The organism is Mycoavidus cysteinexigens (assembly GCF_003966915.1).
Lineage (GTDB): Bacteria > Pseudomonadota > Gammaproteobacteria > Burkholderiales > Burkholderiaceae > Mycoavidus > Mycoavidus cysteinexigens.
The window spans coordinates 294,257-311,579 of record NZ_AP018150.1 but is presented as its reverse complement, the minus strand read 5'-3'; the positions used below and the strand labels follow the sequence as shown (position 1 = coordinate 311,579).

23 protein-coding genes are annotated in these 17,323 nt (G+C 46.8%); 4 read left to right on the top strand and 19 right to left on the bottom strand.

Translation table 11 applies throughout. From position 1 onward, the window contains the following. Positions 1-8: 8 nt before the first annotated feature. On the bottom strand, positions 9-2,072 hold the full coding sequence (locus MCB1EB_RS01390) for a cytochrome c biogenesis protein ResB (RefSeq protein WP_081953590.1): 2,064 nt from the start codon (positions 2,070-2,072) through the stop codon (positions 9-11). A gap of 329 nt (positions 2,073-2,401) precedes the next feature. On the opposite strand from MCB1EB_RS01390, the gene MCB1EB_RS01385 reads away from it, so the two are divergent. After that, complete coding sequence (locus MCB1EB_RS01385) at positions 2,402-3,931, top strand: Fic family protein (RefSeq protein WP_045363442.1); 1,530 nt, start codon at positions 2,402-2,404, stop codon at positions 3,929-3,931. Here MCB1EB_RS01385 and MCB1EB_RS01380 read toward each other — a convergent pair. Continuing rightward, positions 3,928-4,572 carry a c-type cytochrome gene (locus MCB1EB_RS01380; RefSeq protein ID WP_045363445.1) on the bottom strand — a complete coding sequence of 215 codons (645 nt, stop codon included), beginning with the start codon at positions 4,570-4,572 and terminating at the stop codon, positions 3,928-3,930. The genes MCB1EB_RS01385 and MCB1EB_RS01380 overlap by 4 nt on opposite strands. 189 nt (positions 4,573-4,761) lie before the next feature. Between MCB1EB_RS01380 and yihA the strand changes: the two genes are divergently transcribed. From yihA to hemB, 3 genes are all read left to right on the top strand, one after another. After that, positions 4,762-5,400, top strand: coding sequence for a ribosome biogenesis GTP-binding protein YihA/YsxC (gene yihA / locus MCB1EB_RS01375; protein ID WP_045363448.1), 639 nt, complete (start codon positions 4,762-4,764; stop codon positions 5,398-5,400). A 131-nt stretch (positions 5,401-5,531) separates the two neighbouring features. Then, positions 5,532-5,912: a CCDC90 family protein gene (locus tag MCB1EB_RS01370; protein WP_126353815.1), complete on the top strand. Its 381-nt coding sequence runs from the start codon at positions 5,532-5,534 to the stop codon at positions 5,910-5,912. A 198-nt stretch (positions 5,913-6,110) separates the two neighbouring features. Next, on the top strand, positions 6,111-7,109 hold the full coding sequence (hemB, locus tag MCB1EB_RS01365; protein ID WP_045363454.1) for a porphobilinogen synthase: 999 nt from the start codon (positions 6,111-6,113) through the stop codon (positions 7,107-7,109). Positions 7,110-7,131: 22 nt separating this feature from the next. On the opposite strand, the gene dsbD is transcribed toward hemB, so the two are convergent. The 17 genes from dsbD to rplE form a co-directional block, all read right to left on the bottom strand. Next, a complete protein-coding gene (gene dsbD, locus MCB1EB_RS01360) occupies positions 7,132-8,859 on the bottom strand; it encodes a protein-disulfide reductase DsbD (protein ID WP_045363457.1) in 1,728 nt (575 codons plus the stop codon). A 106-nt stretch (positions 8,860-8,965) separates the two neighbouring features. After that, positions 8,966-9,370: a 50S ribosomal protein L17 gene (rplQ, locus tag MCB1EB_RS01355; RefSeq protein ID WP_045363460.1), complete on the bottom strand. Its 405-nt coding sequence runs from the start codon at positions 9,368-9,370 to the stop codon at positions 8,966-8,968. Between the two features lie 146 nt (positions 9,371-9,516). Then, positions 9,517-10,494, bottom strand: coding sequence for a DNA-directed RNA polymerase subunit alpha (locus MCB1EB_RS01350; protein ID WP_026922046.1), 978 nt, complete (start codon positions 10,492-10,494; stop codon positions 9,517-9,519). 111 nt (positions 10,495-10,605) lie between these two features. Then, positions 10,606-11,235 (bottom strand): 30S ribosomal protein S4, encoded by a 630-nt coding sequence (gene rpsD, locus MCB1EB_RS01345; protein WP_045363465.1) that lies wholly within the window; start codon positions 11,233-11,235, stop codon positions 10,606-10,608. A gap of 100 nt (positions 11,236-11,335) precedes the next feature. After that, a complete protein-coding gene (gene rpsK, locus MCB1EB_RS01340) occupies positions 11,336-11,740 on the bottom strand; it encodes a 30S ribosomal protein S11 (protein ID WP_026922048.1) in 405 nt (134 codons plus the stop codon). Positions 11,741-11,768: 28 nt separating this feature from the next. Then, positions 11,769-12,134, bottom strand: a complete 366-nt coding sequence (gene rpsM, locus MCB1EB_RS01335) for a 30S ribosomal protein S13 (RefSeq protein WP_026922049.1) — start codon at positions 12,132-12,134, stop codon at positions 11,769-11,771. 12 nt (positions 12,135-12,146) lie between these two features. Beyond that, positions 12,147-12,263: a 50S ribosomal protein L36 gene (gene rpmJ, locus MCB1EB_RS01330; protein WP_081678073.1), complete on the bottom strand. Its 117-nt coding sequence runs from the start codon at positions 12,261-12,263 to the stop codon at positions 12,147-12,149. Between the two features lie 15 nt (positions 12,264-12,278). Beyond that, positions 12,279-12,497, bottom strand: coding sequence for a translation initiation factor IF-1 (gene infA, locus MCB1EB_RS01325; RefSeq protein WP_026922050.1), 219 nt, complete (start codon positions 12,495-12,497; stop codon positions 12,279-12,281). A 37-nt stretch (positions 12,498-12,534) separates the two neighbouring features. Then, positions 12,535-13,875, bottom strand: coding sequence for a preprotein translocase subunit SecY (gene secY / locus MCB1EB_RS01320; RefSeq protein WP_026922051.1), 1,341 nt, complete (start codon positions 13,873-13,875; stop codon positions 12,535-12,537). 45 nt (positions 13,876-13,920) lie between these two features. Beyond that, complete coding sequence (gene rplO / locus MCB1EB_RS01315) at positions 13,921-14,352, bottom strand: 50S ribosomal protein L15 (RefSeq protein ID WP_045363467.1); 432 nt, start codon at positions 14,350-14,352, stop codon at positions 13,921-13,923. Positions 14,353-14,373: 21 nt separating this feature from the next. Continuing rightward, positions 14,374-14,556 carry a 50S ribosomal protein L30 gene (gene rpmD / locus MCB1EB_RS01310; RefSeq protein WP_081678074.1) on the bottom strand — a complete coding sequence of 61 codons (183 nt, stop codon included), beginning with the start codon at positions 14,554-14,556 and terminating at the stop codon, positions 14,374-14,376. Between the two features lie 24 nt (positions 14,557-14,580). Next, the gene (gene rpsE, locus MCB1EB_RS01305; RefSeq protein WP_026922053.1) at positions 14,581-15,099 is read right to left on the bottom strand and encodes a 30S ribosomal protein S5; all 519 of its coding nucleotides are present in this window, start codon (positions 15,097-15,099) and stop codon (positions 14,581-14,583) included. Positions 15,100-15,113: 14 nt separating this feature from the next. Next, positions 15,114-15,479 (bottom strand): 50S ribosomal protein L18, encoded by a 366-nt coding sequence (rplR, locus tag MCB1EB_RS01300; RefSeq protein ID WP_026922054.1) that lies wholly within the window; start codon positions 15,477-15,479, stop codon positions 15,114-15,116. A gap of 11 nt (positions 15,480-15,490) precedes the next feature. Next, a complete protein-coding gene (gene rplF / locus MCB1EB_RS01295) occupies positions 15,491-16,024 on the bottom strand; it encodes a 50S ribosomal protein L6 (protein WP_026922055.1) in 534 nt (177 codons plus the stop codon). 31 nt (positions 16,025-16,055) lie between these two features. After that, the gene (gene rpsH, locus MCB1EB_RS01290) at positions 16,056-16,451 is read right to left on the bottom strand and encodes a 30S ribosomal protein S8 (RefSeq protein ID WP_026922056.1); all 396 of its coding nucleotides are present in this window, start codon (positions 16,449-16,451) and stop codon (positions 16,056-16,058) included. 12 nt (positions 16,452-16,463) lie between these two features. Beyond that, positions 16,464-16,769, bottom strand: coding sequence for a 30S ribosomal protein S14 (gene rpsN, locus MCB1EB_RS01285; RefSeq protein WP_045366004.1), 306 nt, complete (start codon positions 16,767-16,769; stop codon positions 16,464-16,466). Positions 16,770-16,776: 7 nt separating this feature from the next. After that, positions 16,777-17,316, bottom strand: a complete 540-nt coding sequence (gene rplE, locus MCB1EB_RS01280) for a 50S ribosomal protein L5 (RefSeq protein WP_026922058.1) — start codon at positions 17,314-17,316, stop codon at positions 16,777-16,779. Positions 17,317-17,323 lie beyond the last annotated feature (7 nt).

Genomic DNA, 17,323 nt, shown 5'->3' with positions numbered 1-17,323 from the left:
ATTTAACGTTAAAGAGTATCCGTTATATGATTCAGAGTAATGCCAACTTGATAACGCAGTTGAACGAATTCGTTTTCAAAATCCAGCGTTCTACGAGCGGCGGACATGGCCATTAATACATCTGTAGCGGCGCTGTTTTCACTTTCTTTTAGCCAAAACCATACCCGCCGTTCACGCAAATAGAACATCGCGAATACACCTAACACGAGTAACAAACTGCCGAAGTAAACAATTTTTTTACCCGGCGCGCGCGTCACCTGAAACACTGAAGCCTTCACTTCATCAAATGAATCAAGTTGCAAAAGCAGAGGAGCGTGATACAAAAAACTATCCGATAGAGCATTGATAGATGATTGCACAAAACGACCGTTAACCTCACTCTCTACATTAGGGGCTAGCCCAGACCGCTCGCGCACGATTTGCCAAAGGTCCCAAACCACCCCTTCCAATGTACGCAATAACAACTCTACGGCTTTAGCTTGCTCGGCTTTAGGCACAGAGAATTCAATAAAGTTTGCTAATGCCGCAAACCCTCCTAACGAATCTGGAGCACCATTTGGCGCAACCTGAACGGGAGTATGATTCCCAGCAAAAAGCTCCAGTACATGCGTTGCACTTTGCTCCAGTTGCGCTTGTAGCGGCGTGCCCGGCTTCGCTAAACGTAGTGCAAAACGCTTAGCGGCGGCTGTGCGCAACAATGGATTTTGTAATGCTGCGCGCAATTGTATCCAAGTTTTTACGGTATGCTCCGCGTCGGCTGGAACGCGCAGATAGCGAAAAGGCTGTTGTGGACTCTCACGCATCCCAGCTAAAAACATCCACTCGCCATCAATTTCAACGGGCAGCATGTAATGACTGAATTCACATGCTTGGCCTGCTGCATCCCTTATTTTATAGTGCACTGAAGGGCCTATATTACGCAGTGTTTGCGGCTTAGAAGTTTTTGCGCCTGAGCCGAGCCGCTCAGCAAAAACTTCTTTTAATGGGCGGCGTGTAACGCCACGTACGTCTGTTTTCCCATTAGCATCGGAGATATTTTCAACATTAATCGCGCGAAAATCAGTCCACTCAATGGTTGCATCCCCGCTAGCTAATGGCAGAGACTGATTAATTTGCCCTTTTAATGGAAAAGACCGCGCGGCTGAACCCGTCATTGGATAGGCTGTGAACTGCATGCGCGACCCGCCATCTTCAAAACTAGATTGATAAACGGCAATACCGCGATGAATAAAGGGTTTGTTTACTTCAACCTGGGTCTTAATACGCTGCTGGCTCAGATGGTCCAGCACGACAATATCGCTGACAAAGCGCTTAGGCATCCCAGTTGAATAGTATTCAACACTAAATTGATTTAGTTGGATGGTGAAGGGTAAATCTTGAATCAGTACACCATCTCCTTGATTCAGAATCGTAGTAGACACATGCTGACCTTCGGCTACCCACGTTTGACCACGAAAAGTTGGATTCGACGCGCTTAGCCTATGCTTAGGCGCAATCTCAGCAAGCACTGCATTGCCTTGCAGTGGGGTTTTGTCAAATAGCCACATTTGTAAACGCACCGGCACATTACTATCGAGTAATCCACCCAGGCAAATTACCACAATCGCCAGATGGGCAAAAATATAGCCCAATTTGCTCAAGGTGCCCCGCTTGGCGGCAATCAACAGCCCAGCGTCTTTGGAGTTTATTTTATAGCGATAGCCTTGCGCTTTAAGCAACGCTTGCAGCCGTTCAGCGGTTTCAGTACGCGTATAAGCCGTTTTAAAATCAGCTCGATGTCCAAATGCGCGTAAGTTATTTTCATGTACGCGATCTTTCCAGTTACGCATCTCAGCAATCATAGACGGGCCGTTGCGCCATAAGCACAACGAAAGCGAAACGACGAGAAATAAAAGAATTGCAATAAACCACCAAGAACTATAGACACTGTAAATGCCTAGCGCATGAAAAATTTCAGCCCAAAACGGACCAAACTGCGCAACATAGTTGGAGTAAGGCTCTTGTTGTTTAAGTACCGTACCGATCACACTTGCCAGCGCGAGTACGACCAACAAGGCAATCGCAAAACGCATTGAACTCAGTAATTCAACTGCGCTGCGCGATGAGGAGCGCTTTTTACTTGTTTTATTTGACCCCAACTTCACAGACCGACCTCATTTGCTACGCATAAAGCTTTTACTTGCCACTGCGCTGAATAAAGAACTTCGCTTAATTTAATTTGACTTTTGTGCATCACAATACAATTCGTTTTTATGACCTGAGTCATCAATAAATATGACTTTCAATTAATGAGGATAAGCAAAAGCGCGCCCATTTCCGTGATTTTGCGCCCGCTTTTGCGGCAGAAAACATGAAACGCGCCCGTTTTTGAGATTTCGCGCTCATTTCCGATGAAAACTCGATGAACCATTACGATAAATCAACCCAGCAGCCAGCAGGCTATACCTGGCTAGTCGAAACATATCGACTGGAAACTCGCCCCCATTGGTGCCAGTCTTTCATTAAAAGGAATATTAAGTCACGCGAAACCGCACAATATACCAGTCATATACAGCAAAATTTTCGTAAAGATTACGCGCCACAGAACACTATTTTAGGCCATCTTGAGTTTGCTTTGCGATATGAAGGGATCAATCTTGAGATCTTAAGCCGCCTTTTTACCCAAGACGGCAAAGCACAACTAGAAGCCGCTCTACAAAATTCACCTAAATCGCGTATTCTAAGACGACTCGGTTTCTTATATGAAGGGCTGATCGGGGTACAACTGAGCGTGCCGGATATAGACAAAAAAAGTACCTATATTAAACTTGCCGATGACAAATTTTATGTGACTCATAGCCAATCTACCCGCAGCGAGCGATTCCGGATTGAGAACAACCTGATAAGCACTTTTAAGTTTTGTCCTGTTGTGCGACGCACACCTACTATCCAAGCATTTCTAGAGCAAGATTTAGCTGGGGCTATCAACCGTGCATTAGTGCGCTACAACCCGCATAGACTTGAGCGAGCCGCCGCTTGGCTCTATTTGAAAGAAACCCAATACTCATTTGACATCGAGCGCGAAAAACCAAGCGGCAACAAGACCGAACGTTTCATGCAAGCATTGCGTGAAGCAAGCGATCCTCAACCAGTGACACAGGAACGTTTGTGTTTATTGCAAAATATCGTAGTTGATGCGCGTTTTCGAGAGGTCGGTTATCGTAACCACCAAAACTACGTCGGACGGGAGCTCAATAACGAGCTACATCGTGTCGACTTTCTGCCGCCGCGCCCTGAAGATATTCATTCTCTAATGCAGGACTGGATCGATTGGAGCAATCATTTAGCCGAAGAGGATAGAGTATCAGCACCTATTGCCGCTGCATTAGCCGCTTTCGCTTTTGTTTTTCTGCATCCATTTATGGATGGCAATGGCCGCATTCACCGCTTCTTGGTACATGAGGTATTAACGCGCCGTGGCTTTACTCCACGTGGTTTTATTTTACCGGTATCAGCCGTGATGAAAGCACGGCTTGATGAATATATCCATGCATTAGAAGCATTCTCAAAACCATTGAAACGCTTAACGGAATATTATCCAATCACGCCTAATATCCCGGCACAAGGAAATGACGCACTATTGTATCGGTATTTCGATGCAACCCCACAAGTTGAATTTTTATTGTTATGTTTAAAACAAGTTATCGAGAAAGATCTTGCGCAGGAACTGCAATTTTTACTTAACCGCGATGCGCTCTACGAACAACTTAATGAAGAATTTGATTGGCCTGGAACGGCGCTGGATAAATTTATTATTTTTGTCCACCAAAATGGCGGTAAATTGTCAAAAGTTAAGCGTGATAAGTATTTTTCCTACTTAACAGATGCTGAAATTTCTAGCTTTGAAATAACCTATAAGGAAGTTTTCAAAACCGCGCATGCGAACGCTTAGCGTAGACCGGCGATGTAATCCGCTAAAGCTTTAATTTCTTTATCTGACAAACGTTCTGCGATGGCCTGCATAGGGGCATTATTCGCACGCTCTCCCTGCTGAAAGGCCTGCAACTGCGCAATTGTGTAATCTTGCCATTGGCCCGCTAAACGAGGATACTGTACGGGCATTCCGGCACCCGCTGGGCCATGGCATGCAGCGCATGCTGGCACGCCTTTTTCTGCAACTCCACCGCGCCAGATCTTTTGACCCAGCTCAGCCATTTCTTTATTGTGCGCAACCGCCAGCCTTTCTGGCAAAGCGGCAAAATAAGCGGAAACATCCCACATGTCTTGCTCAGATAACACCGAGGCAAAACTTGCCATAATCGGATTATTGCGTGTGGGCGCTTTAGCACCAGGTTTGGCTTTGTAATCGATCAACTGTTTATATAGATAGCCAATGTGCTGGCCAGCAAGGTTAGGCGCGAGACCCGTAGCCCCGCTACCCTCTGCGCCGTGGCAAGAGATACAAACTTGGGTTGCAATGGCTTTGCCACGAGCAAGATCTAGCTTTACTGAAATACTTTGTGACCAGACCGCAGTAGAATATACGGCTAAACTCACCCCAATCAGTCGCCAGAATTTAGATGCTCGGCTCATAGAACCCCTTGTCTCGTCTTGTTGTTGTCTCTCAAAGCCTATCCAACGGCCTTTTTACTTAATTTTTGTATTATACAATAGTGCTTTTTCCCCAAGGTTCATGGACCACCGCAATAAGTTTATGTAGGTTTAATTAGACCTTTATGCGACAGCGAATGTCAACTTTGCGATTGCCTCCGAGATACGTTTATGTCCTTTTTGCTTCACCAAGCGCGCTTTCTTACTACAGTCAATCATTTACGTGATTTGCCGGCCTCGCCATTACCCGAAGTCGCTTTTGCCGGCCGTTCTAATGCCGGCAAATCAACTGCAATTAACGTACTTTGCAATCAAAAGCGCCTGGCTTTTGCTAGCAAAACACCCGGACGCACACAACATATTAATTATTTTTCGGTCGGCCCAGCCCAGCAACCTGCTGGCCATTTGATCGATTTACCCGGCTATGGCTACGCTGAAGTCCCGTTTAGCGTACAAGTGCATTGGGAGCAATTATTAGGAGGCTACCTCCAAACCCGCGCCCAGTTATGTGGTTTAATTTTAATGATGGATGCGCGCCGCCCGTGCACCGAGCTTGATTGTCAGATGATCGAATGGTTTACGTCAACTGGCAAGCCGATTCATGTGTTACTCACTAAGGCGGATAAATTGACCCGACAAGCCAGCCTCAATACGCTACGCGCTGTGCAACAGAAGCTCGCTCAAGATACAGAAAGATTAGGCGCGCCCAATCAATGCACCGTGCAGCTCTTCTCCGCTTTAAAGCGCACCGGCCTTGACGATGCGCATCGCGCGATTGAAGCATGGTTAAAGCCTAACGCTCATCCATAAAGAAATAATCTTGCGAATCACTTGCATAATTTATCCATATTTGTTTATATTCAAACCAATACGGATGTTTAGTGGGGAGTGGAATGATAAATGCACCACATTTGAATACATTTCAGAGATTTGCAATGGCCATGGCTTTATTTGATACTTTAAAATTTGTTAAGCGCATGCAAGCAGCAAGCATGCCTAGCGCTCAGGCTGAAGCTGAGGCCGAATTTTTGTCAGAAATTTTTGCATCTAACTTGCAAGAATTAGCGACTAAAGAAGATTTGAACCATGCAATCGGCGATTTGCGTAAGGATACAGACGCTAAGTATGAAATCTTGCGCAAAGATATAGACGCCCTGCGTAAAGAAGTCGACTTTAAAATTGAACGCTCAACTTTTTCAGTCCAACAGAAAATGGACACCCACAAATTCGCTCTTATTAAATGGATGATTGGCCTGGCTATTGCCCAGCTGGGGTTAGTCATTGGCGCATTAAATTTCTTTGCGATGAAATTCGCTGGTTAAGCGGATCCTGCGAATAGATGAATAAAAAATGGCAAAAAAAATCCGCCGTCGAAGCGGCGGTGAAAAGCCTGGCTTTTACACTACAGGCTCCCGCTCAGGGAGGAGAAGCGGGGAGCTTATGCATTAAAGTATAAAGCTCGGTTCCGATAATATACCAACTTCCCCAAAAAATTCAGAGTTTATCTTCCAATTTATCTTATGAGTACTTACCCTGTTTATCGCTCACGCCGGATGCGTGCTGACGAATTTTCTCGCCGCTTATTGCGGGAGCATGTTTTGACCACTAATGATCTAATTTATCCGGTTTTTATTGTTGATGGTCATCAAGTGCGACAACCTGTACCGTCAATGCCAGGGGTTGAACGGCTATCGCTTGATTTATTGCTACCCGTTGCGCAGCAATGCGTCGAGTTGCGCATACCCGTGCTGGCGCTTTTTCCAATGATTGAACCGTCTTTGAAAACGCCTGATGGCTTAGCTGCAACGCGGGCCGATGGCTTGATTCCGCGAGCCGTGCGTGAGTTGAAACGCAATTTTCCGGAATTAGGCGTGATGACCGATGTTGCACTGGATACTTACACCAGCCATGGGCAGGATGGCACGATCGATGAAACCGGCGTTATTCTCAACGATGAAACCATTGAAATTTTAGTCAAACAAGCCGCTGCGCACGCTGAAGCAGGCGCTGACATCATTGCGCCATCGGATATGATGGATGGCCGAATTGGCGCGATTCGCACGATGCTCGAGAGCCATCGATACCGCCACACAAAAATTATGGCGTATGCTGCCAAATATGCTTCCGCCTTTTATGGCCCTTTCCGGGAAGCTGTAGGGTCAGCGCTTCAGCTCGGTCAAAGCAATAAAATGACTTATCAAATGGATCCAGCCAATAGTGATGAAGCATTGCGTGAAGTCGCTATGGATATAGCAGAAGGCGCTGATATGGTGATGGTTAAACCAGGCATGCCTTACCTTGATATTGTGCGGCGCGTAAAAGATGAGTTTCACTTCCCAACTTATGCTTACCAAGTAAGCGGTGAATATGCGATGCTCAAAGCAGCCGCTCAGAATGGTTGGCTTCAGCATGATCAAGTCATGCTGGAGTCGTTATTAGCTTTTAAACGAGCAGGAGCGGATGGTGTATTAACTTATTTTGCCTTAGATGCGGCAAAATGTCTGCGCTCCATTGCCTAAACACAAGCCTCTCTGAAACGCTTTATGGAGCCGTATAAATGGATTCGATTTTTTTCAGAAAAAGGCTAGGCGATTGATACCCAATCATCCGTAACGCACTGATTTCATGACCATTTTCATCAAAAAAAAGGAGTGCAGGAGGTCCGTATAAACTGAACTGCTTAAGCAATGCGCGGTGCTCGAGGTTATTCTTCGTCACATCAGCGCGCAATAAATTAAAGTGCTTTAATTGTGCCTGCACTCGACTATCGGTAAAAGTGATTTTTTCCATTTCTCGACAATTGGCGCACCAGTCGGCGTAAAACTCGAGCATACTTGGCCGCCCATTCGCTCTAATTTGATGCTGGAGTTCACTCTTTGACTGAATCAATGTAAAGCCTGCTGACCCAGGCTGTAGTTGTTTGGGTGCTACGGCTGCGGATTCAGTAGCGGTTGGCATACGGGTTGCACGCCAAGTCATGCCTACATTTTGCCAATTCAGCGCTGCCGCTAGCAACGGAAAAACTAGCCAGAGCGCAACGGCGGCAAGCAGTAGTCCAAATACCCGCTTAATTCCGTTCATCCAAACGCCGGCGCGAGGCAATATATTACCCGCGCCAATACCGACCAGCAGCAGTGGCGCTCCCATACCTAGCGCCATCAAGAAAAGCGCACTACCGCCTAATATTAGATTACCTGTATGGGCAATAAACGTCAGCACACCAAATAGCGGCGCCGTCATGCACGCACCAATAATCAATGCCGATAAAGCCCCCATCGTAAATACAGCAAGCCATTTACCACCCTTTAATTGACGCCCTAATAACACCGAATTAATGCGGTTTTGCCAAGATTGTGGCAACTGCAACTCGTAGCAACCGAATAAGGAAAGGGCAAAGGCAAATAACAACAGCGCAAAAACACCACGCACCCATGGGTTTTGTAGGTCTGGGCCGAGACTATAGCCCGCTGAAGCGGCCACCATGCCAAACACCGTATAGACTAGCGCCATCCCGAGCACATAGATCACAGATAGCATTAAACTGCGCCAGCGCGTGAGCTGCGTTCCTTCCCCCACGATCAACGCCGATAAAATCGGGATCATTGGCAAGGAGCACGGGAATAAGCTTAATGCGACGCCCAATACAAAGAAAATCATCAACGTGGTGATGAAATCATGTCCTTCAAGCACCGCTTCCGCATATTGAAAACTATAAAGATGAGCCAGAGAGTCAGTCAGGTAGCGCATACCTAAACGCTCCCCCAGCGTAGGTGGCCCCGTATTTACACCTTCCGGCCTAGTCTCTGCCTTTAACTTCTGTAACCCAGCACCCTTGATAGATATAAAATGCATCATGGGTGGATAGCATAGACCTTGATCGGCACAGCCCTGAGTGCGGACAGTCAGCTCAAAGGGACCCTCCACATGCGTCACAGGAAGATAAATGTCGACTTCGTTGCGGTAGGTTTCAAAATTCTTCTGCAGCGCAGTATCGAATTTAATTTGGCCTGGCGGCAACACCGGCTCACCTAGCGTCGCCACCCCGCGCCCAACACTAAACCCAAAATGCTCACGATACATAGCATAGCCATGCGCAATCGAAAAATGGACTTCAATGCCACCAGGCCGCTCTAGTGCGCGCATTTTGAAAGCTGCTTTGGCATCAAGAAAGGGCCCGTTGGCTAATGCCAGTGCGCTATAAAACAGCGCCCACATCAGCAAAATGCTCTTCCCGATGAACTGCGAACGCTGGATAGAATCACTCAACATAACGAATCTTTTTCTGCTTTAGCTGCACCGCAAATAGAAAACCAGGCACTTGGCCTGGTTTTCATCTTTCGCATCTTGCACTTTTAAGTGTTTTTCTTTACGTATTTTATTCCTGCTCTGCAACCACGCTATCCAGCGTAGCTTCGTCGTTTACAGGACGGTCAACCAATTCGACAAATGCCATAGGGGCGTTATCACCATTACGGAAACCGCACTTTAGAATACGCAAATAACCACCTGGTCGATTAGCATAACGGGGACCCAACACCTCAAATAATTTGGTCACCACAGCGCGATCACGTAGACGATTAAATACCAACCGATGGTTGGCGAGGGTTGGTTTTTTACCGATTGTGATCAACTTTTGGACCACTCTGCTCAGTGCTTTCGCTTTAGGCACAGTGGTTTTAATAATTTCATGCTCAATCAACGAGACCGACATATTTTTCAGCATAGCCAAGCGATGGCTGCTAGTGCGGTTCAGTTTGCGCAAACCATGACGATGACGCATATTTAAATCCTTACATTAAAAGTTTTATTCCAGCTCTTTTTGAAATCCAAATGGATAACGGGCCGGTAATTAGAGCTTAAATCCTACAACTAAAACTTACTCAGAGCACGCCGCAAAGACTAAAATCCTTTACGGCGTGAGCGTGTTTATCTATCAAGATTGACTGGTGGCCAATTTTCAAGTTTCACACCCAGCGCAAGGCCACGCGTGGCAAGCACTTCTTTGATCTCATTAAGCGATTTTCTACCGAGGTTCGGCGTTTTCAGCAACTCATTTTCAGTACGCTGAATCAAATCGCCAATGTAGTAAATATTTTCAGCTTTCAAGCAGTTCAAGGAGCGCACTGTCAACTCCAGATCTTCCACCGAACGCAGCAGAATCGGGTCAATTTGCGGCGCGCGTGAAGGAAGTTCGGCACTGACTTCCGAGCCTTCTAACGCAGCGAATACCGATAATTGATCAACTAAAATTCCGGCTGCCTGACGAATCGCCTCTTCCGGTGACAGCGCGCCATTTGTCTCAATGTTCATGACTAACTTATCGAGATCAGTACGCTGCTCAACCCGTGCGCTTTCGACCGTATAACTTACTCGCCTCACGGGGGAAAATGAAGCGTCTAGTACAATCCGACCGATCGAGCGAGTCGCTTCTTCGCCATATTGGCGAACATTGCCTGGTACATAGCCACGACCTTTTTCGACTTTAATCTGAAGGTCAAGCTTGCCCCCTTTGGACAGATGCGCGATTACATACTCTGGGTTAATAACCTCGCAATCATGCGGCAGTTCAATATCGCCAGCGGTAACAATGCCTTCGCCTTCTTTACGCAATGAAACGGTGACTTCATCGCGATTATGCAAGAGAAAGACAACCCCTTTTAAATTCAACAACAAATTAATCACATCTTCCTGCACGCCATCCATAGTTGAATATTCGTGCACGACCCCGCCAATAGCGACCTCAGTGGGGGCATAGCCAGTCATTGAAGACAACAACACGCGCCTTAGTGCGTTGCCTAAAGTATGGCCATAGCCACGCTCAAAAGGTTCCATGACCACTTTTGCATGGTTGCCGCCCATCATCTCAACTGCAATTATCCTGGGCTTCAACAGATTGTTCTGCATAGGTTTTCCTTTTAATGCCCGCAGCTCATTATGTCTGTAGGGCTGACAGGTGATAACCTGAAAAACTCAGCCGCAGCGCTCCATCATCAAAGCGCACCGGCTTTGATTCAATTACCGTGAATACAATTCAACAATCAAACTTTCATTAATATCGCCCGCAATCTCATTACGTTCAGGCGCTTGCTTGAAAGTCCCTTCTAATTTTTTAGCATCGACTGTAACCCAAGCTGGAAAGCCAATTTGCCCAGCCAATCCTACAGCTTCTTGAATGCGAGTTTGCTGTTTCGCTTTTTCACGCACAGCGATCAGATCACCAGCTTTCACCTGCAAAGACGGAATATTAGCCACTTGACCATTGACCGTAATTGCACAGTGGCTCACCAACTGCCGCGCCTCAGCGCGAGTTGAGCCATAGCCCATACGATAAACTACGTTATCCAGTCTAGATTCAAGTAATTGCAAAAGCAGTTCGCCGGTATTACCTTTGCGACGGTCTGCCTCGGTGAAGTAGCGGCGGAACTGACGCTCAAGCACACCGTAAACACGTTTGACTTTTTGCTTTTCACGCAACTGATTACCATAATCAGAAGCACGATTATTGCCAGAAGATGACCGGCCATGTTGACCAGGTTTGCTGTCGAGCTTGCATTTATCTGCAAGTGCGCGACGCGTGCTTTTTAGGAAAAGATCAGTTCCTTCCCGGCGGGATAATTTAGCTTTAGGGCCTATATAGCGTGCCACTTTTCATTCCTTTTTAAATAAATCACACGAACAGAGTTCGCGCTAGTCTTGCCTAATGGCTAGACGGTGGGCTTATGGCGATGAATAAAAATTTCGATTTTTAAATGCGCCGGCGCTTTGGCGGACGGCAACCATTATGTGGAATCGGCGTGACATCAGAAATTTCGGTGACTTTAATGCCAAGACCATGCAATGCTCGCACAGCTGATTCACGACCTGGGCCAGGACCTTTAATTCTAACTTCGACCGTTTTCAAGCCATATTCAAGTGCTGTCCGGCCTGCCGATTCAGCCGCAATCTGAGCCGCATAGGGGGTTGATTTACGTGAACCTTTAAACCCCTGACCGCCTGAAGTCGCCCAGACAAAAGCATTGCCTTGACGATCGGTGAAGACAATAATCGTGTTATTGAATGATGCATGAACATGCACCACGCCTTCAGTAATATTTCTTTTAACTTTTTTGCGAGCGCGTTGCGTCGCAGCGTTATTTGAAGCCTTAGCCATTTCCTGTCCTGTACTTAACTATCTAAGCTTATTTCTTGAGAGAAGCCGCAGCGCGCCGTGGACCTTTGCGAGTACGCGCATTTGTCCGAGTACGCTGGCCTCTGACTGGCAATCCCTTACGATGCCGCATTCCGCGGTAACAACCAAGATCCATCAGACGCTTAATGCTCATTGAAACTTCACGACGCAAATCGCCTTCAACGTCGTATTTACCAACTTGCTCGCGCAATTTCTCAAGATCTTTATCGTCAAGATCTTTAACTTTTTTCGTAATTGGTACACCAGACTCCTGACAAATCGTCAGTGCACGCGTACGGCCAATACCGTAGATAGCAGTCAGTCCAATTACGATGTGCTTATGATTCGGGATATTTACCCCAGCAATACGAGCCATTGTTATTCCTTATCAACCTTGACGTTGCTTATGGCGCTGATCGGAGCTGCAAATCACACGCACAACGCCTTTGCGTCTGATAATTTTACAATTACGACAAATACATTTAACTGATGCCATGACTTTCATATAAGTCCTCTTTAATCATTTCGCTCGGAATATAATCCGCGCACGAGACAAGTCATAAGGGGTTAATTCCACCGTCACTTTGTCACCTGGTAAAATCCGAATATAATGCATCCGCATTTTTCCAGAAATATGTCCCAATACAATATGACCATTTTCCAATTTAACCCGGAAAGTGGCATTAGGAAGGTTCTCAAGCACTTCCCCTTGCATTTGAATTACATCATCTTTGGCCATAAACCCCTAATTCAGAAATCTCTTTTAGACCCTTATTCTAACGGATCGGGAGATTGCCGCCCTTAAAATTGGCCTTACGAAGCAACGACTCGTATTGTTGCGACATCAAATACGATCGGACTTGCTCCATAAAATCCATTGTCACTACAACGATAATAAGTAATGACGTTCCGCCAAAATAAAACGGCACATTCCAGCGCAATACTAAAAATTCAGGTAGTAAGCACACGAATACAATATAAACAGCACCAGCCAAGGTCAGACGCGTCAGAATTTTATCGATATAACGCGCGGTTTGATCTCCTGGTCGGATACCTGGCACGAAAGCACCGCTTTTCTTTAAGTTATCAGCCGTTTCTTTGCTATTAAATACCAACGCAGTATAAAAGAAGCAAAAGAACATAATTGCCAATGCATAAAGTGTTACATACACCGGTTGTCCTGGCGCTAACATAGCAGCCACGTCGTGTAGCCAACGCAACTTTGAATCCGCGCCAGAACTAAACCAACTTGCAATAGTGGCTGGGAATAAAATGATCGACGACGCAAAGATCGGCGGAATCACGCCAGCCATATTCAGCTTGAGAGGCAAGTGCGAAGCTTGTCCACCATACAGCTTATTCCCGACCTGGCGTTTAGCGTAATTGACCAAAATTTTGCGCTGGCCTCGCTCAACAAATACCACGAAATACGTTACCGCAGCAATCAGTGCAATCACGATCAAAGCCGAAATAATGCTCATTGCATTCGTGCGGACCAATTCAAAGAGGCCACCAATTGCATTCGGCAAGCCCGCAGCAATCCCGGCGAAAATGATAATTGAAATCCCATTACCCAACCCACGCTCGGTAATTTGCTCCCCCAGCCACATCAAAAACAGCGTTCCCGTGACTAAGGTCACGACCGTGGTCAAGCGGAACATAAAGCTTGGATCAAGCACCAGACCCACCTGACTTTCTAGCGCAAGCGCGATGCTAAATGCCTGAAAAGTAGCAAGGAAGACCGTAAAGTACCGTGTGTACTGCGTAATTTTACGCTGACCAGCCTGCCCTTCTTTTTTAAGCGCTTCTAATTGCGGCGAGATAATTGCCAGCAACTGCATGATAATCGACGCCGAAATATACGGCATAATCCCTAGCGCAAATATCGTAAAACGCGATAACGCGCCGCCTGAGAACATATTAAACATGCCCAAAATCCCGCCCTGTTGGCTCTGAAAGAGCTTAGCCAACTGATCAGGATCTATGCCAGGCACAGGGATATGCGCGCCAATCCGATAAACCACCAATGCTAACAGCAAAAATAGGGCGCGCTTAAATAAGTCGCCATATTTCGCCGTTGGTTTACTGTTTTTCGCAAGATTTGGGCGCTTAGCCAAAAAACTTCTCCGATGCTACGAATTGATTCATCAATGAGGGTCTATTTAAACCACCGAACCATCTGCTGCTTCGATTGCGCGCCGCGCGCCGGCAGTTGCGGCGATCCCTTGCAAAGTCACCTTACGCGTCAATTCACCTGACGCTATGACCTTAACGCGAGACACCAACTCACCGATCAAGCCGGCCTGTTTCAAGACCAATGGATCAATTTCATCGACTGGCAGTTTCTGCAATTCAGAAAGCGTAATTTGAGCACACAGTTTTTTTGTCAGCGACTTAAAACCACGCTTTGGCAAACGCCGCTGCAATGGCATTTGGCCACCTTCAAAGCCAACTTTGTGAAAGCCGCCTGAACGTGATTTTTGCCCTTTATGACCCCGGCCGGCAGTTTTGCCTAAGCCGGAACCCATGCCGCGGCCCACTCGCCGCTTCGCATGCTTAGCGCCAGCGGCAGGTTTAAGTTGATTCAATTCCATTAGAACTCCTTGGACCTTCGCTTAGTTCATGACTTTAACAAGGTAAGACACCTTGTTAATCATGCCGCGTACCGCGGGGGTATCTTGTAACTCACTGATCGAGTTAACACGCCTCAGACCTAACCCGCGAATTGTTGCGCGATGTGACTCGCGGGTACCGATTAGGCTCTTGATAAGCTGAATTTTGACAGTTTGATTTGACATTTTGGTACGATCTCTGCAGGTCTCTTAATTCAAAATTTGCTCAATCGTTTTACCACGCTTGGCGGCAATATCCGCCGGCGTAGACTGCTTGCGCAAACCATCGAGTGCTGCTCGCACAACATTGTACGAATTGGTTGAACCGTAAATTTTTGCCATCACATTGCGCACGCCAATCACATGAAACACTGCGCGCATCGGACCACCGCTCTTAATTCCCTTACCTTCTTTAGCAGGGGCCATCAAAACGGTAGTGGCGCCATGTTTACCAGGCACCTCATGCTGCAACGTTCCGTTATGCAACTGAACTTTAAACATATTGCGACGAGCTTGCTCCATGGCTTTTTGGACCGCGACCGGCACTTCTTTGGCCTTGCCCTTGCCCATGCCAATGCGCCCATCACCGTCACCAACCACGGTTAGAACAGCAAAGCCTAAAATACGACCGCCTTTAACAACTTTAGTGACGCGTTTGACAGAGACCATCTTTTCGCGAAGGCCATCGTCTCGTTCTTCAAGCTGAGCTTTCGCTTGCATTTTTGCCATGACGAATTTTTCCCTTAAAACTTAAGACCAGCTTCGCGCGCCGCTTCGGCAAGCGCTTTAACACGGCCGTGGTAGCGAAAACCCGAACGATCAAAGGCAACGGTTTCAATACCAGCCACCTTCGCTTTTTGCGCAATCCGCTGCCCAATAATTGTAGCCGCAGCCGTATTAGCGCCCTTCCCGCTTTTATCTGCAAGCTGCTGACGAACTTCTGCTTCAATCGTCGACGCGCTCGCCAGTACTGTGGTGCCACAGGGCGAAAATACTTGTGCGTAAATATGCGTATTAGTGCGATGCACAGCTAGCCGATGAACTTTTAATTCAGCGATTTTGCTGCGCGTCTGACAGGCACGGCGAATACGAGATTGTTTTTTATCCATAACGAGCAACCTTATTTTTTCTTGGTTTCTTTGAGGATCACAACCTCATCGGCATAACGTACACCTTTGCCTTTATAAGGTTCAGGTGGACGATAAGCACGCACCTCGGCAGCAACCTGCCCGACTTTTTGTTTGTCGATCCCTTTAATCAGGATCTCAGTCTGGGCTGGCGTTTCCACTTTAATGCCCACTGGCATTTGGTGCACAACCGGATGCGAATAACCCACTGATAAATTCAATTTATCGCCTTGAGCTTGCGCACGATAACCAACGCCGACCAAAGTAAGCTTACGCTCAAATCCCTTGGAAACGCCGTGCACCATATTAGCGACAAGCGCGCGCATGGTACCTGACATAGCGTTGGCTTCACGGCTTTCATTAGCCGGCTCAAAAATTATCTGGCCATTAACATGTTGAACCTTAACTAACTGATTCTCAGCTAACGAGATTGAACCCAATGGCCCTTTACTAGTGATCATGCCGCCATCTAACGACACATCTACGCCCGCTGGCAATTCAACGGGACTCTTACCTACTCGAGACATCCTTGTTTCTCCTTAGCGGCGGTCTCAAAAATTATGCGACGTAACACAGAACTTCACCGCCGACTCCAGCCGCACGCGCTTTACGATCCGTCATCACGCCTTTAGTGGTGGAAACAATCGCTACGCCAAGGCCATTCATGACTTTTGGAATATCGTGTCGTCCTTTATATACGGGACAACCGGGACGCGAAACACGTTCTATACGCTCAATCACCGGGCGGCCAGCATAATACTTTAGCCCAAGATTTAGCTCTGCTTTACCGCCTTCCGATTTAACTGCAAAATCTTCAATATAACCTTCGTCCCGCAATACCTGCGCAATCGCAACTTTGATTTTTGAAGACGGCATCGCAACACATAATTTGTTGACCATCTGCGCATTGCGAACGCGAGTCAGCATATCGGCGATAGGATCACTCATGCTCATTTAGATTACTCCTCACCAGCTCGCTTTTATCAGACCTGGAATTTCACCACGAAAGGCGATTTCACGAATCTTGCCACGGGCAAGACCAAATTTCCTAAACGTACCACGCGGGCGTCCCGTCAAGGCGCAACGATTACGCTTACGAGTTGGATTCGCATTACGCGGCAATTGCTGCAACTGCAAACGTGCTTCATAACGATCTTCATCTGATCTTTTTGCATCATCGATGATCGCTTTTAAAGCCGCCCGCTTACCAGCGTATTTTTGCGCCAAATGCGCCCGTTTTTTCTCGCGTTCAATTAATGCTAACTTAGCCACGGCAACCTCAGTTTTTGAACGGAAATTTAAAGCAAGTAAGCAACGCTTTTGCTTCTTCATCATTTTTTGCAGTGGTGTTAATACTAATATTTAACCCACGCAATGCATCTATTTTGTCGTATTCAATTTCAGGAAACATAATTTGCTCCTTGACTCCGAGATTGTAATTGCCACGACCGTCAAACGCACGACCCGATACGCCGCGAAAATCTCGCACACGAGGTAGCGCTAAATTCACTAAACGATCTAAAAACTCGAACATCATGCGGCCACGCAACGTAACCATCACACCGACTGGATAACCTTCGCGAATTTTGAAGCCTGCAATTGCCTTACGCGCCAAAGTAATAACCGGCTTCTGGCCAGCAATTTTTGTCAAATCGCCTACTGCGTGTTCGATCACTTTCTTATCAGCCACCGCTTCACCCACACCCATATTCAGAGTAATTTTGGTGAAACGAGGCACTTCCATCACAGATTTGTAACCGAATTTTTGCATTAATTCGGGAACTGCTTTCTGCTTATAAAATTCCTGCAAACGAGCCATTTCTTTA